Origin of the sequence: Citrobacter sp. S46_ASV_140, from assembly GCF_018919545.1 — a bacterium.
Lineage (GTDB): Bacteria > Pseudomonadota > Gammaproteobacteria > Enterobacterales > Enterobacteriaceae > Citrobacter > Citrobacter braakii.
This window is the reverse complement of record NZ_JAHLRC010000009.1, coordinates 1-19,701: the sequence shown is the minus strand read 5'-3', so window position 1 is coordinate 19,701 and position 19,701 is coordinate 1. Positions and strand designations below refer to the sequence as shown.

Genomic DNA, 19,701 nt, shown 5'->3' with positions numbered 1-19,701 from the left:
TATAGCATAACCGCAAGCTGCGATCACCTCGCAAAGTGTGCTGCTTCCGGTCTAAATTATGGGTATTATACAGACTTTACTATCCACACACGTCTACACGGAATCTTCGATGTTAAAAATCTTTAATACACTGACGCGCCAAAAAGAGGAATTCAAACCTATTCATGCCGGGGAAGTCGGCATGTACGTGTGTGGTATTACAGTTTACGATCTCTGTCATATTGGCCACGGACGTACCTTCGTTTCTTTCGACGTTGTCGCGCGCTATTTGCGCTTCCTCGGCTATAAGCTGAAATATGTGCGCAACATTACCGATATTGATGACAAAATCATCAAGCGCGCGAATGAAAACGGTGAGAGCTTTGTGGCGTTGGTCGACAGAATGATCGCGGAAATGCATAGCGATTTCGACGCGCTGAATATTCTGCGCCCGGATCTGGAGCCGCGCGCTACGCACCATATCGCTGAGATTATTGAAATCACTGAACAGCTGATTGCCAAAGGTCACGCATATGTTGCTGATAACGGCGACGTGATGTTCGACGTGCCGACTGACCCGAATTATGGTCAGCTGTCACGCCAGGATCTGGATCAGCTGCAGGCGGGCGCACGCGTTGATGTGGTTGATGTGAAGCGCAACCCGATGGACTTCGTGCTGTGGAAAATGTCCAAAGAAGGCGAGCCGAGCTGGCCGTCTCCGTGGGGCGCGGGTCGTCCTGGCTGGCACATCGAATGTTCGGCGATGAACTGCAAACAGTTGGGCAACCATTTTGATATTCATGGCGGTGGTTCGGATCTGATGTTCCCGCACCATGAAAACGAAATCGCTCAGTCCACCTGTGCGCATGACGGTGAATACGTTAATTACTGGATGCACTCCGGGATGGTGATGGTTGACCGGGAGAAAATGTCCAAATCGTTGGGCAACTTCTTTACCGTGCGTGACGTGCTGAAATACTACGACGCCGAAACCATTCGCTACTTCCTGATGTCTGGTCATTACCGTAGCCAGTTAAACTACAGCGAAGAGAACCTGAAGCAGGCGCGTTCTGCGCTGGAGCGTCTGTATACCGCGCTGCGCGGCACCGATAAGTCCGTTGCCCCAGCCGGTGGCGAAGCCTTTGAAGCGCGCTTCATTGAAGCGATGGACGATGACTTCAATACGCCGGAAGCCTACTCCGTGCTGTTTGATATGGCGCGTGAGGTTAACCGCCTGAAGGGTGAAGATATGGCGGCGGCTAACGGTATGGCTTCGCATCTGCGTAAGCTTTCCAGCGTGCTGGGCCTGCTGGAACAGGAGCCCGAAGCATTCCTGCAAAGCGGTGCGCAGGCGGATGACGGTGAAGTTGCTGAAATTGAAGCGTTAATCCAGCAGCGTCTGGATGCCCGTAAAGCCAAAGACTGGGCGGCAGCTGACGCCGCGCGTGACCGTCTCAATGAGATGGGTATCGTGCTGGAAGATGGCCCGCAGGGCACTACCTGGCGCCGTAAGTAATGATATTGATTGCCGGATGGCGGCTCGCGCCCTGTCCGGCAATCAATGTACGAATGTCGGTCGGATAAGACGCTTGTCGTATCCGGCAAATTAATATTTCCGATACCACCACAGCACACCCATCATCATAACTCCCGGTAGCCATACCCATATCAACTCCGAAATTATCACCTGGTGCCCGTATGGTGTGGCGTAGCGAGATAGCGCAAACGGGGCGACTTTAATCACCTGCCACGGTGCAAAGAAGCGTTCATCCGACCACGGCCACAGCCAGCCGACGCCTTTGCCGCCAGTGGTGACCGAATCCAACAGGCTGTGCGACAGCAGTGAAACCGTCAGGAATAGCCAGCAGCGAATTAATCCTGCCTTAAACCATCGTCGACCCATCCATACGCAGAGCAGCGGTACCACGAAGGCGAACAGCAGCGAATGGGTAAAACCACGGTGACCAAACACGTTGCCGTAGGCGACGCCAAGCTTAAACGACAGTACGTCGGCATCCGGCAGCATAGCCAGAATGACGCCAGTAAACAGTAATTGCGGGGGGATGACTTTACGCCCGAGACCTAATCCTAAACAGAGAGGAACGGCAGCGTGGGTAACGATTGTTGGCATGATGATCGCTTCATGTGGAAAAACAACATGCTAACAGTTCACTGTGAAGTGGTGATGAAGTCATTATCTGAAAACGAGGGAGGAAGTGGCCGGACAGGGGTTAACCTCATCCGGCACCTGGGATCACGCCACGACGTTAATGCTGTGGCCTTCAAAGCTGACGGTCTGTCCGGCAACGATTTTGCAGCGTTTACGCGTTTCTACCGCACCATCGACCTTCACTAACCCTTCGCCAATAGCAATTTTTGCCTGGGCGCCGCTTTCGCTCCAGCCTTCCAGCTTCAGTAAATCGCAGAGTTCAACGTGTGGGTGTTTACCCAGTGAAAATGTGGCCATCTTAAACGTCCTTTACATCATGATATTCAACACACGCCTGCAGCGTGTTTTCGATAAGTGTGGCGACCGTCATTGGGCCTACGCCGCCGGGTACCGGCGTGATATATGACGCGCGTGCGGCAGCATCTTCAAAGACCACATCGCCAACAACCTTACCATTCTCCAGACGGTTGATGCCGACATCAATCACAATCGCACCTTCTTTGATCCACTCGCCGGGAATAAAGCCAGGTTTGCCGACGGCAACAATCAGCAGGTCTGCATGCTCTACATGGCGACGCAGATCTTTGGTGAACCGGTGGGTGACGGTGGTGGTGCAGCCAGCCAGCAGCAGCTCCATGCTCATCGGGCGGCCAACAATATTCGACGCGCCAATAACGACCGCATTCAGACCGTAGGTGTCGATATTGTAACGCTCAAGCAGAGTCACAATACCGCGCGGAGTACACGGGCGCAGGCGCGGCGCACGCTGGCACAGGCGACCAACGTTATACGGGTGGAAACCGTCAACGTCTTTATCCGGCGCAATACGCTCGAGAACTTTAACGTTGTCGATACCCGCAGGTAACGGTAGCTGGACCAGAATACCGTCGATGGTGGTATCTGCATTGAGCGTATCGATCAGCTCGAGCAGCTCCGCCTCGCTGGTGGTTTCAGGCAGGTCATAGGAGCGGGAGACAAACCCCACCTCGTCACAGGCTTTGCGTTTACTCGCGACATAAATCTGCGAAGCCGGGTTGCTACCTACCAGCACAACAGCCAGGCCTGGGGCGCGTAATCCAGCCGCTAAACGCGCCTGAACTTTTTGAGCAACCTCAGAGCGCACCTGCTGCGCAATCGTTTTACCGTCAATAATCTTTGCTGCCATCAGAGAGAGGATTCCGTCTGTTACGTTAAATCGAAGGGGATGCCGCTATTTTGTCAGAAGCGGGACGTGCTGTCAGTTTTCGTTTGCATTTTTACGTGCGCCAGGGGGCGTCACGATCTGCGAATGGGGTCAGGACAGAGGCTTAAGCCTTACGGATAATTAATGAGCATGCTAATTAAAATTAACGTGAATGAAACAACTCATCACCCTGGTATTTTCAGGGGTAATGTGCCACAAACCAGTCTGTTACGGTTAATTATGAGAGATTTTACCTCATTCCCACCCAGATTTTTCCTAGGTCCCATTAAGAATTAGCTAGGGTCATTAAAAGGATTTGCAGGTATTTTTCATTAATTGAAATGTTTAATTTATCGCTGTGACGAATAGTCATATTCGCGAGGAATAATTAGTGAATCAAATACTCAGGAGAATTGGGGTAAAAGGTTAGCTAATTCTCATGCGATATATATCTTTACAGGATGCAGAGATAATTAGCCTGACATTTAATGTCGATAATGATTCAAACGGATCCCGCAGGATGCTGGAGCCGGATGTGTGTAATTCAAGGGAAATCCATGAAACGTAAATTAATGACCTCTTCTGTTATTGCCAGCCTGATGTTAGTCGCCGGTGCAGCGGTTGCAGCCGATCCGGTAAGCGTTAGCGGCGGTACTGTGCATTTTGAAGGTGAACTGGTCAATGCAGCCTGTGCAGTCAGTACTCAGTCATCCGATCAGGTTGTGACGTTAGGCCAGTATCGTACTGCCAGTTTTGCCGCAGTGGGTGACACTACAGCACAAATTCCGTTCTCTATCGTGCTGAACGACTGTGACCCGAACGTTGCCGCAACCGCAGCCGTTGCTTTCTCTGGCCAGTCCGATAATACCAATAACAACCTGCTGGCCGTCTCTTCTGCAGACAACGGTACCACTGCGGGCGGTGTTGGGATTGAAATTCTGGACAATACGTCCACCGCGCTGAAGCCGGATGGCGCAACCTTCTCTACCGCTCAGGCGCTGGTAGAAGGGACCAACACCCTGCGTTTCTCTGCGCGTTACAAAGCCACTGCCGCAAGCGCAACGCCGGGTCAGGCAAATGCCGACGCGACGTTCATCATGAAGTACGAATAAGCCGTTTTGATTTGCGCAAGGAAGACGTTCGCCTCAATGGATGAGGCAATATCCGGGGATGATGAAGGATGCGGCAGATGATAGGGAAAGGCGTGGCGCTGGCGGGAATGCTGTGCGTAATGCCTGTGCTTTCACATACGGTAATACTGGAAAGTGGCCGCGTCCACTTACGGGGGCAGCTCGTCAACGGCGCCTGTACGGTCGCCACTGACAGTCAGGATATGCGGGTGCAAATGGGGCAGTATCGCACCAATGCTTTCTCTGGGACGGGAAGCTTCGCCTCTACCAGCGTACCGTTTTCACTGCGCTTAACGTCGTGCAGCTCCGATGTTTATGACCATGTTGGGATTGCGTTTGCGGGCGTGACGCCAGCGGAAGATCCGCAGGTTTTTCTTGCCAGCGGCGATGCGTCTGCGGCTTCGGGGATTGGCCTGGCGTTATTTGACGAGCGCCAACGGCAAATTATACCGAATGCCCTGCCGCTTCATTATGTGCCGATTATAACGCAAGAGATGACGTTTCATTTCACTGCCCGCTATCGGGCTGTCTCGGAAAATATAACGCCGGGAACGCTTCGCTCAGACGTGTGGTTTACGTTGGTTTATCCCTGATTTATTTCCCAACGATAATCGCATCAAAGGTATTTTTAGCTATGTTTAATTATCTAAAATCAGGTTTTATCCTTTTATTGGCCTTATTTTCTGCTGCCAGTGTTCAGGCTGCCGGAGGCATTGCATTAGGCGCCACTCGCGTTATTTATCCGGCCGATGCTAAACAAACGTCCCTGTCTATTAGCAATAGCGATACCAAAGAACGTTACCTGGTTAATTCATGGATTGAGAATAGCGCCGGCGCTAAAGAAAAATCGTTTGTGGTTACGCCTCCGCTGTTTGTTAGTGAACCCAAAAGCGAAAACACGCTGCGTATCATCTATGCCGGTGAACCGCTGCCCAAAGACCGTGAGTCGCTGTTCTGGATGAACGTCAAAGCCATTCCGTCAGTCAATAAAAACAGCCTTGAGGGCAAAAACGTTCTGCAACTGGCGATTCTGTCACGCATCAAACTTTTCGTTCGTCCGAATAATCTGCCGCAAATCCCGGAAGATGCACCAGGAATGCTGACCTTTTCCCGCTCCGGCAACCACCTGAAAATCAACAATCCGTCAGCGTACTACGTCACGTTGGTCAATCTCAATGTGGGGAAAACGAAGGTCGATAACGTGATGGTTGCGCCGAAAAGCGATGCGCAGGTCCTGCTACCCACGGGCGTTCAGGGCAACGTCACGTTCCAGACGGTCAATGATTATGGCGCTGTGACCCCGGCCAAAACGGTTAGTGTGCGTTGAGATAACGATGAATAAGACAACGTATTTTCCTGGCCTGTTACCGGGGGTTACGCCACCGCTGGCGGGGGTGGCGTTGTCCACGCTGGCGGCGCTCTTTCCCTCTCTAAGCTATGGGGAAAGCTATTTTAATCCGGCCTTTTTATCTGCGGATACGGCAACCGTGGCGGATTTATCACGTTTTGAAAAAGGCAATCACCAGCCTGAAGGCGTTTATCGCGTGGATATCTGGCGCAACGATGAGTTTGTTGCCACTCAGGATATTCGTTTTACTACCAGTGCGGCAAAAGCCGGGGAGAAGTCCGGTGGGCTGATGCCGTGCTTTGGACTCGACTGGGTGAAGCGCCTTGGCGTCAATATCGCCGCGTTTCCGGCACTCAGTAAGGATCCGAACGATACCTGTATCAATCTACCTGAGGCGATTCCCGGCAGCGAGATTGCGTTTGATTTTTCTACCCTGCGCTTAAACGTCAGCCTGCCACAGGCGTCAATGTTAAACAGTGCGCGCGGCTATATTCCACCGGAAGAGTGGGATGAAGGGATCCCGGCCGCGCTGGTTAACTACAGCTTTACCGGCAGCCGCGGCAGTGATACTGACAGTTATTTCCTCAGTATGCTCAGTGGTCTGAACTATGGCCCCTGGCGGCTGAGAAACAACGGTGCGTGGAGCTACTCCAAGGGCGACGGATACCACTCACAAAGCTGGAAAAACATCGGTACATGGCTTCAGCGCGCAATTATCCCGCTGAAGGGCGAACTGGTGATGGGCGACAGCAACACTGGCAACGACGTTTTTGACAGCGTCGGGTTTCGCGGTGCGCGACTCTATTCCTCAGACAGTATGTATCCCGACAGCTTACAGGGCTACGCGCCTACCGTGCGCGGCATTGCGCGTACCGCAGCGAAACTGACCATTCGTCAGAATGGCTATGTGATTTATCAAAGCTATGTTTCACCCGGCGCTTTCTCGATAACCGATCTCAACCCAACGTCATCCAGCGGTGATCTTGAGGTCACGGTGGATGAGAAGGACGGCAGCCAGCAACGCTATACGGTGCCGTACTCCACCGTTCCCTTATTACAACGAGAAGGGCGTTTTAAATATGACGTTGTCGCCGGGGATTTTCGCAGCGGCAATAGCCAGCAATCTTCACCGTTCTTTTTCCAGGGAACATTAATTGCCGGGTTACCAGAGGGCTATACCGCATACGGTGGTACGCAGTTGGCCTCACGTTACACCGCGGTGGTTTTAGGCACCGGTCGAAACCTGGGGGACTGGGGGGCGGTTTCTGTCGATCTCACCCATGCGCGCAGCCAACTGGCGGATGACAGTACGCACCAGGGGCAGTCGCTACGTTTCTTGTATGCGAAATCGCTGAACAATTTTGGCACTAACTTCCAGCTGTTGGGGTATCGCTACTCAACACGTGGCTTCTATACCCTCGACGATGTGGCGTATCGCAGTATGGAAGGCTATGAGTACGAATACGACAGTGAGGGCAATCGCCACGACGTGCCCAATGTGACGAGTTACCACAACCTGAGCTACAGCAAAAAGGGTCGTTTCCAGATCAACATTTCGCAGAATCTGGGGGATTACGGATCGCTGTATATCTCGGGTAGTCAGCAGACGTACTGGAATACTTCAGACACCAATACCTGGTATCAACTGGGCTATGCCAGCGGCTGGCAGGGGATTAGCTATTCACTCTCCTGGTCGTGGAATGAATCGGTTGGCATCTCCGACACCGACCGTATTCTGGCGTTCAATATGTCTGTACCGTTCAGCCTGCTGAGCGGACGGCGTTACTCGCGTGATAACGCCCTCGATCGCACCTACGCCACCTTTAATGCCAACCGTAATAGCAACGGACAGAACAGCTGGCAGAGCGGGATCGGCGGTACGTTGCTGGATGGGCGCAACCTGAGCTACAGCGTGAATCAGGGGCACAGCAGCACCAATGGCTATAGCGGAAACGCCAGCGCCAACTGGCAGGCGGCCTACGGTACGCTGGGCGTGGGTTACAACTACGACCGTGACCAGCATGACTACAACTGGCAGCTCTCCGGCGGCGTAGTGGGGCATGCGGACGGCATTACGCTCAGTCAGCCTCTGGGCGATACCAACGTGCTGATTAAAGCGCCGGGCGCGCAGGGTGTACGGATAGAGAACCAGACCGGCGTTCAAACCGACTGGCGCGGATACGCGGTGATGCCATATGCCACCGTCTATCGCTATAACCGCGTCGCGTTAGACACCAATTCCATGAACAACAATACCGATGTGGAGAATAACGTCAGTAGCGTAGTGCCAACGAAAGGGGCGCTGGTGCGGGCGGCGTTTGATACACGAATCGGTGTGCGGGCGCTGATTACCGCCAAACATGCCGGTAAACCAGTGCCGTTTGGCTCCGTCGTGCGTGAAAACACCAGCGGCGTGACCAGCATGGTGGGTGAAGACGGGCAAATCTACCTGAGCGGCCTGCCGCTAAAAGGCGAGTTGTTGATCCAATGGGGGGAAGGCGCAAACGCGCGCTGCGTGGCGCGCTATGCCTTGCCAGAGGAGAGCCTGAAACAAGCGGTAACGCTCACGAACGTGACGTGCGAATCTCCGTCAGCACGACAGGAATAATACGATGAAACGACAAACGGGTTTGTTACTGGGAAGCGCTTTACTGCTGATGGCCCATTCGTCCTGGGCGACGGTCTGCCAAAACTCGAATGGCACGTCAACGGATGTTTTTTACGATCTGTCGAATGTCTTCAACAGTAGTAACAACCAGCCGGGACAGGTGGTGACATTACCGGAAAAATCTGGCTGGGTTGGCGTGAAGGCCACCTGTCCGGCCGGGACAACGGTAAATTACACCTATCGAAGCTATGCCACTGAACTTCCGGTGCAAAGTACCGAAGGCGGTTTTCAGTATCTGAAGCTCAATGACTACCTGCTGGGGGCCATGAGCATAACTGATGACTATGCCGGGTTATTTTATCCCCCGCGTAATTACATTCGCATGGGGACTCACCCAAACGTACCTAAGCAGCAGCCTTTTGGCGTGATGGATTCAAAGCTGGTGTTTAAGCTCAAAGTGATCCGCCCGTTTATTAACATGGTGCCGATTCCGCGGCAGACGATGTTTAGCGTCTATGTCACGACCAGTACCGGAGATGCGCTAAGCGTGCCGGTTTATACCATCAGCTACAGCGGCAAGGTGGAGGTTCCACAAAACTGTGAAGTAAACGCCGGGCAGATTGTCGAGTTTGATTTTGGTGATATTGGCGCATCGCTGTTTAGCAAGGCGGGGGCGGGAAACCGGCCTGAAGGCATCAATCCGCAGACCAAAACGGTGGCGATAAAATGCACCAACGTCGCTGCACAGGCCTACTTAACCATGCGTGTAGAGGCCGAGAAAGCCACCGGGCAAATGATGGTATCTGACAATCCCGATTTAGGTTTTATTGTCGCCGACAGCAGCGGTAAACCGCTAACGCCCAATAATCTGTCCAGCACTATCCCGTTTCAACTGGATGATAACGCCGCGGCGAGCGTGGGGATCCGAACATGGCCGGTCAGCGTAACGGGCAATAAGCCTACCGAAGGACCTTTTACAGCCCGTGGCTATCTGCGAGTGGATTATGACTAACAAACAAACGCCAGCTGCAGGGACACTTCTGGCAATGGTGTGCCTGCTGACATTCAGCTCGTTGTGCCATGCCGCTTCGTCGCTGGGGGAAATCAATATTGAACTGCGCGGTAACGTGGTGGACTTTACCTGCGCGGTAATTGCCGGCGACAGCAATAAGTCTGTGGAGCTAGGCACCTGGCCGACAAAGCAGCTTCAGACCAGCGGAGATACCACTCAACCGGTCGCGTTTACGCTGAAGCTAGAAGGCTGCCCGCCGGGTTCCGCTTCGATAACGTTTACCGGAACTCCGGCCCCGGGCACGACGTTGCTGGCGCTTGATGACGCGGTGATGGCGCAAAAGGTGGCGATCGAACTGCACGACAGCGACCGTACGCGATTGCCGCTCGAGCAGGCCAGCCAGACCGTGGGGATTGATGACAACGGCAACGCCACGCTGACCTTTTTCGCAAACTATATCGCGTTAGCTGCTGGGGTTCAGCCTGGCATTGCCAAGGCTGATGCCACGTTCATGATTAACTATAACTAATCAATGTGCTAACAAAACACTCCCGAACGAAATCTCGCCGGGAGTGTTATTACATTAATTCATGCATTTTTGCGTAATCGATCAGCTCAACGATGGTGTGCAACCCGAGCTTGGAGTAGATATTAGCCTTGTGAGCGCTAATCGTTTTATTGCTGAGTAACAACTGCTCAGCAATTTCCTTATTGGATAGCCCGTTTGCCAGATAACGCAAAACGGTAACTTCACGGTTAGAGAGCGGCATGTCATGTAAGACGCCTTTTTGTGCATTTATATTGTTAATGAAATTAAGGGTATCCGAAGGGAAAAAGGAATATCCCGATAAAATCATTTTTACCGCATTGTAGATATCATTGAGATCCTTTCGTTTACTGACAAACCCATTTGCACCGGCCCGGATAGCACGCCCGGCATAAAACGACTCGGATTTTGAGGACAGAAACAGTACCCGAGTTTTCTCCTGCAATGATTTTATTCTTTTGAGTAATGTAAACCCATCAGAACCAGGCAGTTCAATATCCAGGATGACAAGATCGACAGGGTACGTGCGCAGGTGTTCTATTGCCGTACGGCTGTCATCGGTTTTCAACACTACCTGAATATTACTGTTTTTCTCGAGTAGTACTTCTATCGACATTCTGACAATAGGGTGTTCGTCCATAATGATAACGGATGCTGGTTTCATTGTTGTATGCCTCAAACTGTTTGCGTATCTTGCGAATTTGATAAAACATCAGGCGTTATAATATTGTCAAATAGCCAAGAATTGTTCTGAGGGAGAGCCGAATAAATATTATTTCATCCTTGTTTATTCGGTTGTTCTTCTGCAGAACAATGAATTTGTGGAAAATCCATTTCACACCGGGAAAACTAACAATTAATCAGGAAACTGTGGGGATTATACCTGCTCTGCTCATTCGGAAAAGACTTACAACATCCTGGTTGTTAATGTCAGTTAGGATATTCTGAAAGATCCAGATGTGTTAATGACTATTGGTATTATTTATCTGCGGTTCGAATTATGGCAGATTGAAAATTTTTTTTAAACAGTAAAAACGACACAATAAACCAATTGTTTAGGTTTTGTTAAGACTGCAATGGGACTATTTTCTATTGAAATGCACAGGATCAGTAAGGTTAAGTGTGGGAGTGGCTCCAGGCATAATACCAGGAATAGTTGTAAATATTAAATATTTGTAAAAATTAGATCTGTTTTCTTATTTGAAAATAAGTAATTTCCTAAAAAATCTTATAGCACAATGAGTTATGGTGTTAAATTAAATGGGTAGAGGTAACGTTGAGGCGGTGTATCAGATGCAAAAAGCGCTGCCTGCTGGGTAATCCAAGGCGCGTAATCAACTGATTCAGGCGATAAATGATACGGTGATAGGGTTGTGTCTGTAACAATGCAATCTTTTTTAAGGAGTTACCCTGTAATAGTAACGTAATCAGCTCCCAGTCGAGCTGATTTATGCGTCTGGAATGAATATAGCTAAGAACCGGAGATAATAAGGCATGACGCATCTCGGGGAGGCGCAAATTGCGTGGCAAGATATAAAATGGACCGGACAGTGTAATAAATGTAGTGAGGTCTTCATCGCGACTGGAAAGCATTATGAAGATTTGGATGTCATTATGCTTCTTAATTAGCTGGCGCAGGCTTTCAAGTATATCGAAATAAGGGGTTGTTAAGCTTTCAATGTCAATCACTAACTGGCTAATTACCGGCTCTTGCATGCTGAGCAAGGTCGATTCAACGCTCTGGAAGATCGCCGTGCGAGTACCTGAGAATAAATGTCGACTCAGCGCATAGGCCAGATAGTAGTCTGTCGTAATTATCGCCTGAGATATAGTGCCGTCTGGTAAGGTGCATTCGAGTTTTTGCGCCAGATACTCGATCCGGTCAAATACCTGTGAGGTACAGTGGGGAAATTGCCAGCTACAGTTAGCGTTTCGTATACGGCGATAGCGGTCCCGGCGTTTTGCACTGTGCATCCTTTTCCATTCCATTTCTGTTGCGGCAGGTCTGGATAAATTGCTGACTACAGACATCCCTGAACCAAACTTTTGTCAGCGCAAAGGTGAGTTGACTTATGCCGTTGGGTTTCAGTGCTTCAACAATCATCAGACTGGCGATTGCGTACCCCATCAGAATAATTTGCCGGAAGTTTTCTGATGTCTTACTCAATGCCCAAAAGATCGTTTTATCCAGTTCAACCTCTCTCTGAGATTAGATAAAATATTACCGGGTGTGTCTTTCTTTTTCCCCGGAAATAGTATGGCCGGATTATTCTCGCAGCCTGAAGCCAGGTACAGTAGGAGCCGATGCTTAATCGATGATGAGATATTTCTCAATAAAAATTAGGCAGAGATACCCCGTCTAATTTTGCAGAAAGTTCAGATGTGCGCGGATGTATCTTAAGAATTGCTGATCGTTTTTCACATGCAGCTTTTTCATAATGCTGCGGCGGGTCGCTTTGGCCTGGATATCGCTGACTGAGAGCAGGTGAGCCGTTTCGGCTAACGTATACCCGCTGGCGAGAAACATTAAGAACTGGCGTTCTTCGATAGAAAAGTTGCGGGTGGTGCAGTAATGGCAGATAGTCGCGGGCACGCTAGTGCGCAGTGCGCGTTTTTGCAGGATGAGGACCAGTTTTTTGGTTATCTCGTCTACGTCATCTTCCCGATAAATCAGTGGCAACATGTACAGGCAGGGGCGGAACATCAGCTTATCTTTGTCGTTTTTGCTACAGATGACCACCCGGTGTTGGCGCCTGGTGTGGACAGGAACCATGTAACAATCGGCGCTGAGCCAATCTTCATCCAGTGAGATAAACGCGATTTCAGCGCGATCGATATCTTCGACAGGTAAAAAGCTAATCTCCTGATGCCACTGATTTGCCAGATGGGAGATGATGATTTTCAGTCCATGTTCGAAGTGACTGTTTTCTTCCTTGATGGCGATACTTAACATTAAAGAGTTCCTGAACCACTGGAGAGGGGATAAAGGAATGTTAAGCAAAATCATAAATATTCTAAATACATGCATCCCTAAATCTGACGTTTTGCGGGCTGAGTTGTTACCAGGTGATTTCCTGGATACCTTTGAACGAGCAGAAAAAATCAACATTCGTACACTTCGCCAGCAACCGAAACAAAAGGCATTGACTCAGCAAGCGCTGACCGTATAATTCACGCGTTTCATCTGCATGAAGTAATCACTTCGCAATGCGCCCTTAGCTCAGTTGGATAGAGCAACGGCCTTCTAAGCCGTAGGTCGTAGGTTCGAATCCTACAGGGCGTACCATTTCAACGTCACTTCTGATGTTCAGCTTCGGCTAATCGCGACAAATTTTCTTTTGCCAACCACATTTCCACTTCCGTAAGACTTAGTTGTACTTCCTCTCTGAGTGAAAAATCAGCTAGCGGCTGCTGTTCAAGCGCTGCGCACATCCTGCTGGCAGAACGCATCCCCATGCTGGCGCAGCTGCTTTTTAGCTGATGTGCCAGACGTTTTATCTTCTCGTACTCACATGCTGCACGCGCTGCGTCAATCTCATCTAATACAGGAAGGGTGTGTTGCTTAAAGAGCGCTAACCATTCGTGCACCTTTTGCCATCCCATTAGCTGGATATCCCCGGCTAATTGCTGGGTATCTAACCGTTGGTTGCCATTTTCTAATGCAACCGGGAGAGGGGCGTTACCGTGCAGATAATGGGTAATGAGCCGACTGAGTTCATCCTGGGGAACCGGTTTTTGAATAACGCCGAGAAACAGGGTGCTGGTTCTTTGGCTTAGCGTTTCGTCGATGACGTGTGCGCTAAAGCCTATTAGCTTTAACGTCGGAAACTCGCGGGTTAACTGTTGCGCCAGCGTGATGCCGTCGATATCCGGAAGATCAAAATCAACCAGCGCGGCATTATACTGGGCGTCTTGCTGCAGTATGGTGAGCGCCGCAGCCGCACTGTCGGCAGCGGTGACCTGGGCGCCATTGAGGGTGAGCATTTCTGTACTGATGCGCTGCGTGAGGGGGTTATCCTCGATTAGCAGTAAGCGTAAACCCTGTAACGATATGGCACGTGGAACGGATTTAGCTACCGGCATCGCGCCAGCCCGTAATGGCAGACGCAGACGAAAGCAGCTTCCGACTCCCGGCGTACTGGTGACGCTCAGTTCTCCCTGCATCGCCTGCGCAAGGCTGGCACTGATAGTGAGTCCAAGCCCGGTCCCCCCACGTTTACCGCTAACCTGAACAAACGGCTGAAAAATATCGCGCTGATGGACAGGGTCAATCCCGCATCCCGTGTCCTCAACCTCAATATACCAGTCCTGGTCTTTACATCGGCTACGCAGGGTGATGTGTCCGCGATCGGTAAAGCGCAGCGCGTTGTTTAATAGGTTAGTTATGATTTGCCGAATGCGGCGCGGATCGCCGCGTAGGGAGTCGGGGACGTCGTCGGCAAAATCCGTAACCAGCACGACCGGGCGACCCACAACGCGACCGTGCATGAGCTGAAGCGTACTTTCCAGCAAGGGTCTGGGCTCAAAAGGTTCATCGCCGATCGCCACATTTTTTCCGCCCGCTTCGATGGCGGAATAGTCCAGGATATCGTTGAGGATGGTCAGCAGAGACTCGCCAGAGTCAGTGATTGCGCGCAGATTCTCCTGATGCTGCGCCAGAGCGGGATTGTCTGAGAGCAACTGCGCAGTGCCGAGGATCCCATACAGCGGGGTGCGTATTTCATGGCTCATGGCGGCCAGAAACGCCGATTTTGCCTGGTTGGCTTTTTCGGCTTCTGCCCGCGCCTGCCGGTGTTCAGACACCATAGAACGCAGTTCGGCGGTGCGAGCTTTTACCTGAGCGGCCAGATGTTCGCGATGGCTATTAAGGGCGTGAACGCTGCCGCGAAAGGCGTCCATTAACCGCCCGATGGTATCCAGTTCGCGAACGCCCGCGGTTTCCGGAAATGGGGAGTCAATATCACCTTCAAGCAGACGCTGTAACGCCTGGGTTTGCTGCGCCAACGGGCGCGTGACCGAGCGGTAAACTACGCGCCAAAGAATGAGAATTAACAAGCACAATGACACCGCACCTAACAGCAGCAGCAGCGTTTGCCCGCGCTGGCTGGCCTGTTTGAGATGCGCCAGCCCGGTCTGATTGCGTTGGCCAATGATTTCTACCAACTGACTGACTTCGCTACTGAAACGGGTAAATTGCTCGATATTGTTCTGCGATAAGATCTGTAAGCGGGTGGTGATGTCATTATCCTGACGATACAGGGCCAGCAGATCGACATAACGGCTTATCGAATTTACAGCGCCGGCAACCTGAGTGCGTACCATCGGATCTTCAATGCGTATTTGTCGGCGGTGAAGCACTCTGACGGCGGCATTAAGCTGGGTTTCCAGCGCTGCAAGGTTATTCTGCGCCTGGTTATTCCCCAGATTCATCACCATTTGCTGCACGCGTAGCGCGCTCAGGCGCAGTTCATTCATCTGGTTATAATATTCCAGATCGATATCGATAAGCCTGTCGAGAGCGTGTTCCGCCGCCTGCCCCTGATGGCTCTCAATCAAGTCATAAATGCTTGCCTGCGTAGCTCCCGCCGAGGTGGCGGCATTACTGGCCTGACCGCGCGCCATTTCGGCAACGTCGGCGGTAGCCTCAACAATATGTTGGCTGAGCTGTTGCTGCCGATTGCGCAGTTTCAGACGTTCGCCAACCAACTCCCCCTGATGGCTTAACGACTGGGCGATCTCTTTTTCCTGTTGTTCAATGGCCGACGTGTCAAAGCCCTGCTCGCGCAGGGTTTTCAGTAAAGCGGTTATTTTCAGGCTTTGGGCGGTTAACATACGCCCCTGAGCCAGCCACATATTTTCATTATCTGCGGTGGTCAGATTCTGCGCGGAAAACAGTTCCCAGGCGCTGGCTTCGCTGAGCTGGCGCGCCATGTCCATGGTCGGGATCAGCGCCTGGGTATTGGCCTGCTCAACCTGGCTGACAAAACGCAGGTTATACCAGCCAACCAGCGTACTAATGAGGGTCAGTGCCGCCATCAGCCCGAAGCCTATCCACAGTCGTTTGGTCAGAGATAAATTCACTGTCGGGTCGCCACAGATTAAAAAGGTTGAGTCCAAAAGAGGAAAGCAACTAGGATAAAGCCTTATCAATGTTGAGGCTATCATGCGCGTATTGGTTTTCCTGCTTATCACACTTTTTCCCGGCTTAGGTCACACGACCGGGTCCGCACTGCTGCGCTGGCCGGATACCCAGCAGGCAGTGCCGGAGCCGCTAACGGACGTTACTGCAAACAAAGTCTGGAAACTGTGCGCGCTGTATCCCAGCCTGAAGGATTCCTACTGGCTTTCCGTGAATTACGGCATGCTGGAGGCGGCGAAAAAATACGGCGTAAGCCTGAAGGTGCTCGAGGCGGGAGGGTATCGCCAGTTCGACACGCAAAAATCACAAATCGCTCAATGCCAGCAATGGGGCGCGGATGCCATTTTGTTGGGCAGCAGCACGACGACTTTTCCGGATTTGCAGGCACAGGTTGGCACGCTACCGGTTATCGAGGTGGTGAATGCTATCCATGACGCAACGGTAAAAGCCCGGGTTGGGGTTCCGTGGTTCCAGATGGGTTATCAGCCAGGCCGCTATTTGGTTAAGTGGAGCGCGGGCAAACCGCTAAAGGTCTTATTATTGCCAGGACCTGATGACGCCGGGGGCAGTCGTGAGATGGTGGCCGGATTCCGTCAGGCGATTGCCGGCAGTCAGGTGCGCATCGTGGATGTGGCGTTGGGCGATAATGATATTGAAATACAGCGTAATCTGTTGCAGGAGATGCTTGAGCGTCACCCGGATGCCGACGTGGTGGCCGGTACGGCAATTGCTGCGGAAGCGGCAATGGGGGAGAAGCGCAATCAGGGCGCGCCGTTAACTGTCGTCTCTTTTTATCTGTCGCATCAGGTGTATCGCGGGCTTAAACGCGAAAGAATCATTATGGCTGCCAGCGATCAAATGGTCTGGCAAGGTGAACTGGCGATTCAGCAGGCTATCAGAGTATTACAAGGACAACCGGTGCCGGAAAATATCAGTCCCCCGATCCTGGTGCTCACCCCGAAAAATGCCGACAGCCAGCATGTAAAGTGCTCGTTGTCACCCGGCGGATTCCGTCCTGTTTATCTGTATCAGTACACGTCGGCCGCTAAAAAATAGCCTTCCCCGTGCTGTGTCACCAGTAAATCAGCCCGCAGCTTGTGGCGTAAACGGCGGATCAGTACGTCCACGGTGCGTAAGTCCGGATTGTCTACCCGTCGTGCCGAAAGCATGCGCAGTAAACGTTCGCGACTGAGAATTTCCCCCGGATTGGTGACAAACGCGACCAGCATTTCATACTCGGCGCGGGTGAGTTTGATTGCCTCGTCGCCCAGTTCCAGAGTATGACGGGAGACGTTCAAACAATACCCGGCAAACTGATAGCAGTTGTCTTTGGCCTCCGGTCGCGCCTCGCGGGCAAGGTCGATACGCCAGAGTAAATTTTTCACTCTCACCACCAGTTCACGTAGCTCCAGCGGCTTGGTGACATAATCATCAGCCCCCATTTCCAGGCCAACGATACGGTCAATTTGGTCACTACGACCCGTTACCAGGATGATCCCCACCGTTGAGCGTTCACGCAGGGCGCGGGTCAGCATTAAGCCATTTTCATCCGGGAGATTGATATCTAACAGAATAAGATCGACAGAGTGTTGTGACATGATTTCACGCAGGCCGGCTCCGCTGGCTGTGACCGAGACGTGATAACCTTCCTGTTCAAAATAAGCCTGTAATCGTGCCTGGGTAACGGGTTCATCCTCAACAATGACAATGTGATGCGACATCCTGGTTGTTGTCTCTTTCTGTTCATATCTGTTCACATTGTGCCGTAAGCCATTCATCCTGACCAGTGTTGCCGTTCACATTTGCGAAATAAGATCCTCTGTAACTAAACCATATATTTACAGGGGCTATTATGCGGAAACTATGGAGGGCGCTGCTCAGACCGAGCGCACGTTGGTCAGTGTTGGCGCTGGTCGTCATCGGGATGGTGGTCGGTATCGCGCTGATCGTCTTACCGCACGTTGGCATTAAATTAACCAGTTCAACCGAATTTTGCGTGAGCTGCCACAGCATGCAGCCGGTTTATGAAGAATATAAACAGTCTGCGCATTTTCAGAATGCCTCCGGGGTACGCGCAGAGTGTCATGATTGCCACATTCCATCCGATATCCCTGGCATGGTGAAACGTAAGCTGGAGGCCAGCAACGATATTTACCAGACCTTTGTTGCCCACTCTATTGATACTCCTGAGAAATTCGAAGCCAAACGTGCCGAGCTGGCGGAGCGCGAATGGGCGCGAATGAAAGAGAACAACTCCGCGACCTGTCGTTCCTGTCATAACTATGATGCGATGGATCACGCGAAACAGCACCCTGAAGCTGCGCGTCAGATGAAGATTGCGGCCAAGGACAATCAATCCTGTATTGACTGCCATAAAGGTATTGCGCATCAGCTTCCCGATATGAGCAGCGGTTTCCGCAAGCAGTTTGACCAGTTACGCGCCAACGCAAACGACGATGGCGATACGCTCTATTCCCTGGACATCAAACCTATTTATGCCGCCAAAGGGGATAAAGAACCTGCGGGCTCACTGCTGCCTGCTTCTGAAGTAAAAGTGTTAAAGCGTGACGGCGACTGGCTGCAAATTGAGATTGTGGGCTGGACAGAGAGTAACGGGCGTCAGCGCGTGCTGGCGCAATTGCCAGGTAAACGCATTTTTGTGGCCTCCATTCGTGGCGACATTCAGCAGCACGTGAAAACCCTGGAGCAAACGACCGTCGCGGAAACGAACACGCAGTGGAGCAAGCTGCAGGCCACCGCCTGGATGCAGAAGGGCGATATGGTTAACGACATTAAGCCAATCTGGGCTTATGCCGACTCGCTCTATAACGGAACCTGTAACCAGTGCCACGGCGCACCTGAGAAAGAACACTTTGACTCCAACGGCTGGATTGGCACGTTGAACGGCATGATTGGATTTACCAGTCTGGATAAACGTGAAGAACGTACCTTACTGAAATATTTGCAGATGAATGCCTCTGACACCACGGACAAGCCGCATGGCGATAAGGGAGAAAGCAATGAAAAATAACGATCTCTTTCAGGCATCTCGCCGTCGTTTTCTACTGCAGTTGGGCGGCTTGACCGTCGCCGGTATGTTAGGACCTTCGCTGCTCACACCGCGCAGCGCCAACGCCGCAGAGGTGCAGGGAACTGGCGTCAAAGAGGGGATCCTGACCGGATCTCACTGGGGGGCAATCCGCGCCACCGTGGTTGATGGGCGTTTTATTGAAGCCAAACCGTTTGAGCGTGATAAGTACCCGTCAAAAATGATCGCCGGACTGCCGGATCACGTGCATGGTGGGGCGCGTATTCGCTATCCAATGGTCCGCGTCGACTGGTTGCGTAAACGCCATCAGAGCGATACCACGCAGCGTGGAGATAACCGCTTTGTGCGCGTTTCGTGGGATGAAGCGCTGGACTTCTTCTATCAGGAGCTGGAGCGAATTCAGAAGACCTATGGCCCGAGCGCGCTGCTGACGGCCAGCGGTTGGCAATCAACCGGCATGTTCCATAACGCCTCGGGGATGCTGGCGCGCGCCATTGCGCTGCACGGCAACAGCGTAAGTACCGGGGGCGACTATT

19 protein-coding genes and 1 tRNA gene are annotated in these 19,701 nt (G+C 51.8%); 12 read left to right on the top strand and 8 right to left on the bottom strand.

Annotated elements, in window-relative coordinates; genetic code table 11:
- Window positions 1-109 precede the first annotated feature (109 nt).
- On the top strand, window positions 110-1,495 hold the full coding sequence (cysS, locus tag KQJ19_RS04610) for a cysteine--tRNA ligase (protein WP_006685638.1): 1,386 nt from the start codon (window positions 110-112) through the stop codon (window positions 1,493-1,495).
- A gap of 90 nt (window positions 1,496-1,585) precedes the next feature.
- Here cysS and KQJ19_RS04605 read toward each other — a convergent pair whose 3' ends face one another.
- The 3 genes from KQJ19_RS04605 to folD form a co-directional block, all read right to left on the bottom strand.
- The gene (locus tag KQJ19_RS04605; RefSeq protein ID WP_046276061.1) at window positions 1,586-2,110 is read right to left on the bottom strand and encodes a metal-dependent hydrolase; all 525 of its coding nucleotides are present in this window, start codon (window positions 2,108-2,110) and stop codon (window positions 1,586-1,588) included.
- A 123-nt stretch (window positions 2,111-2,233) separates the two neighbouring features.
- Window positions 2,234-2,446, bottom strand: a complete 213-nt coding sequence (gene ybcJ / locus KQJ19_RS04600) for a ribosome-associated protein YbcJ (RefSeq protein ID WP_016152124.1) — start codon at window positions 2,444-2,446, stop codon at window positions 2,234-2,236.
- Between the two features lies 1 nt (window position 2,447).
- Window positions 2,448-3,314, bottom strand: a complete 867-nt coding sequence (folD, locus tag KQJ19_RS04595) for a bifunctional methylenetetrahydrofolate dehydrogenase/methenyltetrahydrofolate cyclohydrolase FolD (protein ID WP_003021887.1) — start codon at window positions 3,312-3,314, stop codon at window positions 2,448-2,450.
- Between the two features lie 575 nt (window positions 3,315-3,889).
- Between folD and fimA the strand changes: the two genes are divergently transcribed.
- From fimA to sfmF, 6 genes are all read left to right on the top strand, one after another.
- On the top strand, window positions 3,890-4,444 hold the full coding sequence (fimA, locus tag KQJ19_RS04590; protein ID WP_032931075.1) for a type 1 fimbrial major subunit FimA: 555 nt from the start codon (window positions 3,890-3,892) through the stop codon (window positions 4,442-4,444).
- 77 nt (window positions 4,445-4,521) lie between these two features.
- The gene (gene fimI, locus KQJ19_RS04585; RefSeq protein ID WP_019076203.1) at window positions 4,522-5,055 is read left to right on the top strand and encodes a type 1 fimbrial protein subunit FimI; all 534 of its coding nucleotides are present in this window, start codon (window positions 4,522-4,524) and stop codon (window positions 5,053-5,055) included.
- A 41-nt stretch (window positions 5,056-5,096) separates the two neighbouring features.
- On the top strand, window positions 5,097-5,789 hold the full coding sequence (gene fimC, locus KQJ19_RS04580) for a type 1 fimbria chaperone FimC (RefSeq protein ID WP_016152127.1): 693 nt from the start codon (window positions 5,097-5,099) through the stop codon (window positions 5,787-5,789).
- 7 nt (window positions 5,790-5,796) lie between these two features.
- Entirely contained in the window at window positions 5,797-8,418 is a 2,622-nt protein-coding gene (locus KQJ19_RS04575; RefSeq protein ID WP_047501860.1) for a fimbrial biogenesis usher protein, read from the top strand.
- A gap of 49 nt (window positions 8,419-8,467) precedes the next feature.
- Complete coding sequence (fimH, locus tag KQJ19_RS04570; RefSeq protein ID WP_253296309.1) at window positions 8,468-9,430, top strand: type 1 fimbria D-mannose specific adhesin FimH; 963 nt, start codon at window positions 8,468-8,470, stop codon at window positions 9,428-9,430.
- Complete coding sequence (sfmF, locus tag KQJ19_RS04565; protein ID WP_047501855.1) at window positions 9,423-9,959, top strand: fimbria assembly protein; 537 nt, start codon at window positions 9,423-9,425, stop codon at window positions 9,957-9,959. The genes fimH and sfmF overlap by 8 nt, the downstream gene beginning before the upstream one ends.
- Before the next feature lie 49 nt (window positions 9,960-10,008).
- Here the strand turns inward: sfmF and fimZ are convergent, their stop codons facing one another.
- The 3 genes from fimZ to fimW form a co-directional block, all read right to left on the bottom strand.
- Window positions 10,009-10,641 carry a fimbria biosynthesis transcriptional regulator FimZ gene (gene fimZ, locus KQJ19_RS04560; protein WP_016152131.1) on the bottom strand — a complete coding sequence of 211 codons (633 nt, stop codon included), beginning with the start codon at window positions 10,639-10,641 and terminating at the stop codon, window positions 10,009-10,011.
- Window positions 10,642-11,228: 587 nt separating this feature from the next.
- The gene (locus tag KQJ19_RS04555) at window positions 11,229-11,951 is read right to left on the bottom strand and encodes a hypothetical protein (RefSeq protein ID WP_047501853.1); all 723 of its coding nucleotides are present in this window, start codon (window positions 11,949-11,951) and stop codon (window positions 11,229-11,231) included.
- Window positions 11,952-12,336: 385 nt separating this feature from the next.
- Window positions 12,337-12,930, bottom strand: coding sequence for a fimbria biosynthesis transcriptional regulator FimW (fimW, locus tag KQJ19_RS04550; RefSeq protein WP_016155913.1), 594 nt, complete (start codon window positions 12,928-12,930; stop codon window positions 12,337-12,339).
- A 37-nt stretch (window positions 12,931-12,967) separates the two neighbouring features.
- Here fimW and KQJ19_RS04545 point away from each other — a divergent pair, with 37 nt between their 5' ends.
- Both KQJ19_RS04545 and KQJ19_RS04540 read left to right on the top strand, forming a co-directional pair.
- Window positions 12,968-13,147 (top strand): hypothetical protein, encoded by a 180-nt coding sequence (locus KQJ19_RS04545; protein WP_016152134.1) that lies wholly within the window; start codon window positions 12,968-12,970, stop codon window positions 13,145-13,147.
- A 39-nt stretch (window positions 13,148-13,186) separates the two neighbouring features.
- Window positions 13,187-13,263, top strand: a tRNA-Arg gene (locus tag KQJ19_RS04540).
- Window positions 13,264-13,271: 8 nt separating this feature from the next.
- On the opposite strand, the gene torS is transcribed toward KQJ19_RS04540, so the two are convergent.
- On the bottom strand, window positions 13,272-16,058 hold the full coding sequence (gene torS / locus KQJ19_RS04535) for a TMAO reductase system sensor histidine kinase/response regulator TorS (protein WP_216403382.1): 2,787 nt from the start codon (window positions 16,056-16,058) through the stop codon (window positions 13,272-13,274).
- Window positions 16,059-16,140: 82 nt separating this feature from the next.
- Here torS and torT point away from each other — a divergent pair, with 82 nt between their 5' ends.
- Window positions 16,141-17,172 carry a TMAO reductase system periplasmic protein TorT gene (gene torT, locus KQJ19_RS04530; RefSeq protein ID WP_216403381.1) on the top strand — a complete coding sequence of 344 codons (1,032 nt, stop codon included), beginning with the start codon at window positions 16,141-16,143 and terminating at the stop codon, window positions 17,170-17,172.
- On the opposite strand, the gene torR is transcribed toward torT, so the two are convergent.
- Window positions 17,145-17,837 carry a two-component system response regulator TorR gene (torR, locus tag KQJ19_RS04525; RefSeq protein WP_016152137.1) on the bottom strand — a complete coding sequence of 231 codons (693 nt, stop codon included), beginning with the start codon at window positions 17,835-17,837 and terminating at the stop codon, window positions 17,145-17,147. The genes torT and torR overlap by 28 nt on opposite strands.
- A 131-nt stretch (window positions 17,838-17,968) precedes the next feature.
- On the opposite strand from torR, the gene torC reads away from it, so the two are divergent.
- Both torC and KQJ19_RS04515 read left to right on the top strand, forming a co-directional pair.
- Window positions 17,969-19,147, top strand: coding sequence for a pentaheme c-type cytochrome TorC (gene torC / locus KQJ19_RS04520; protein ID WP_216403380.1), 1,179 nt, complete (start codon window positions 17,969-17,971; stop codon window positions 19,145-19,147).
- On the top strand, window positions 19,137-19,701 hold a 565-nt coding region (locus KQJ19_RS04515; RefSeq protein WP_216403379.1), incomplete at its 3' end, for a molybdopterin-dependent oxidoreductase. The genes torC and KQJ19_RS04515, both read left to right, overlap by 11 nt.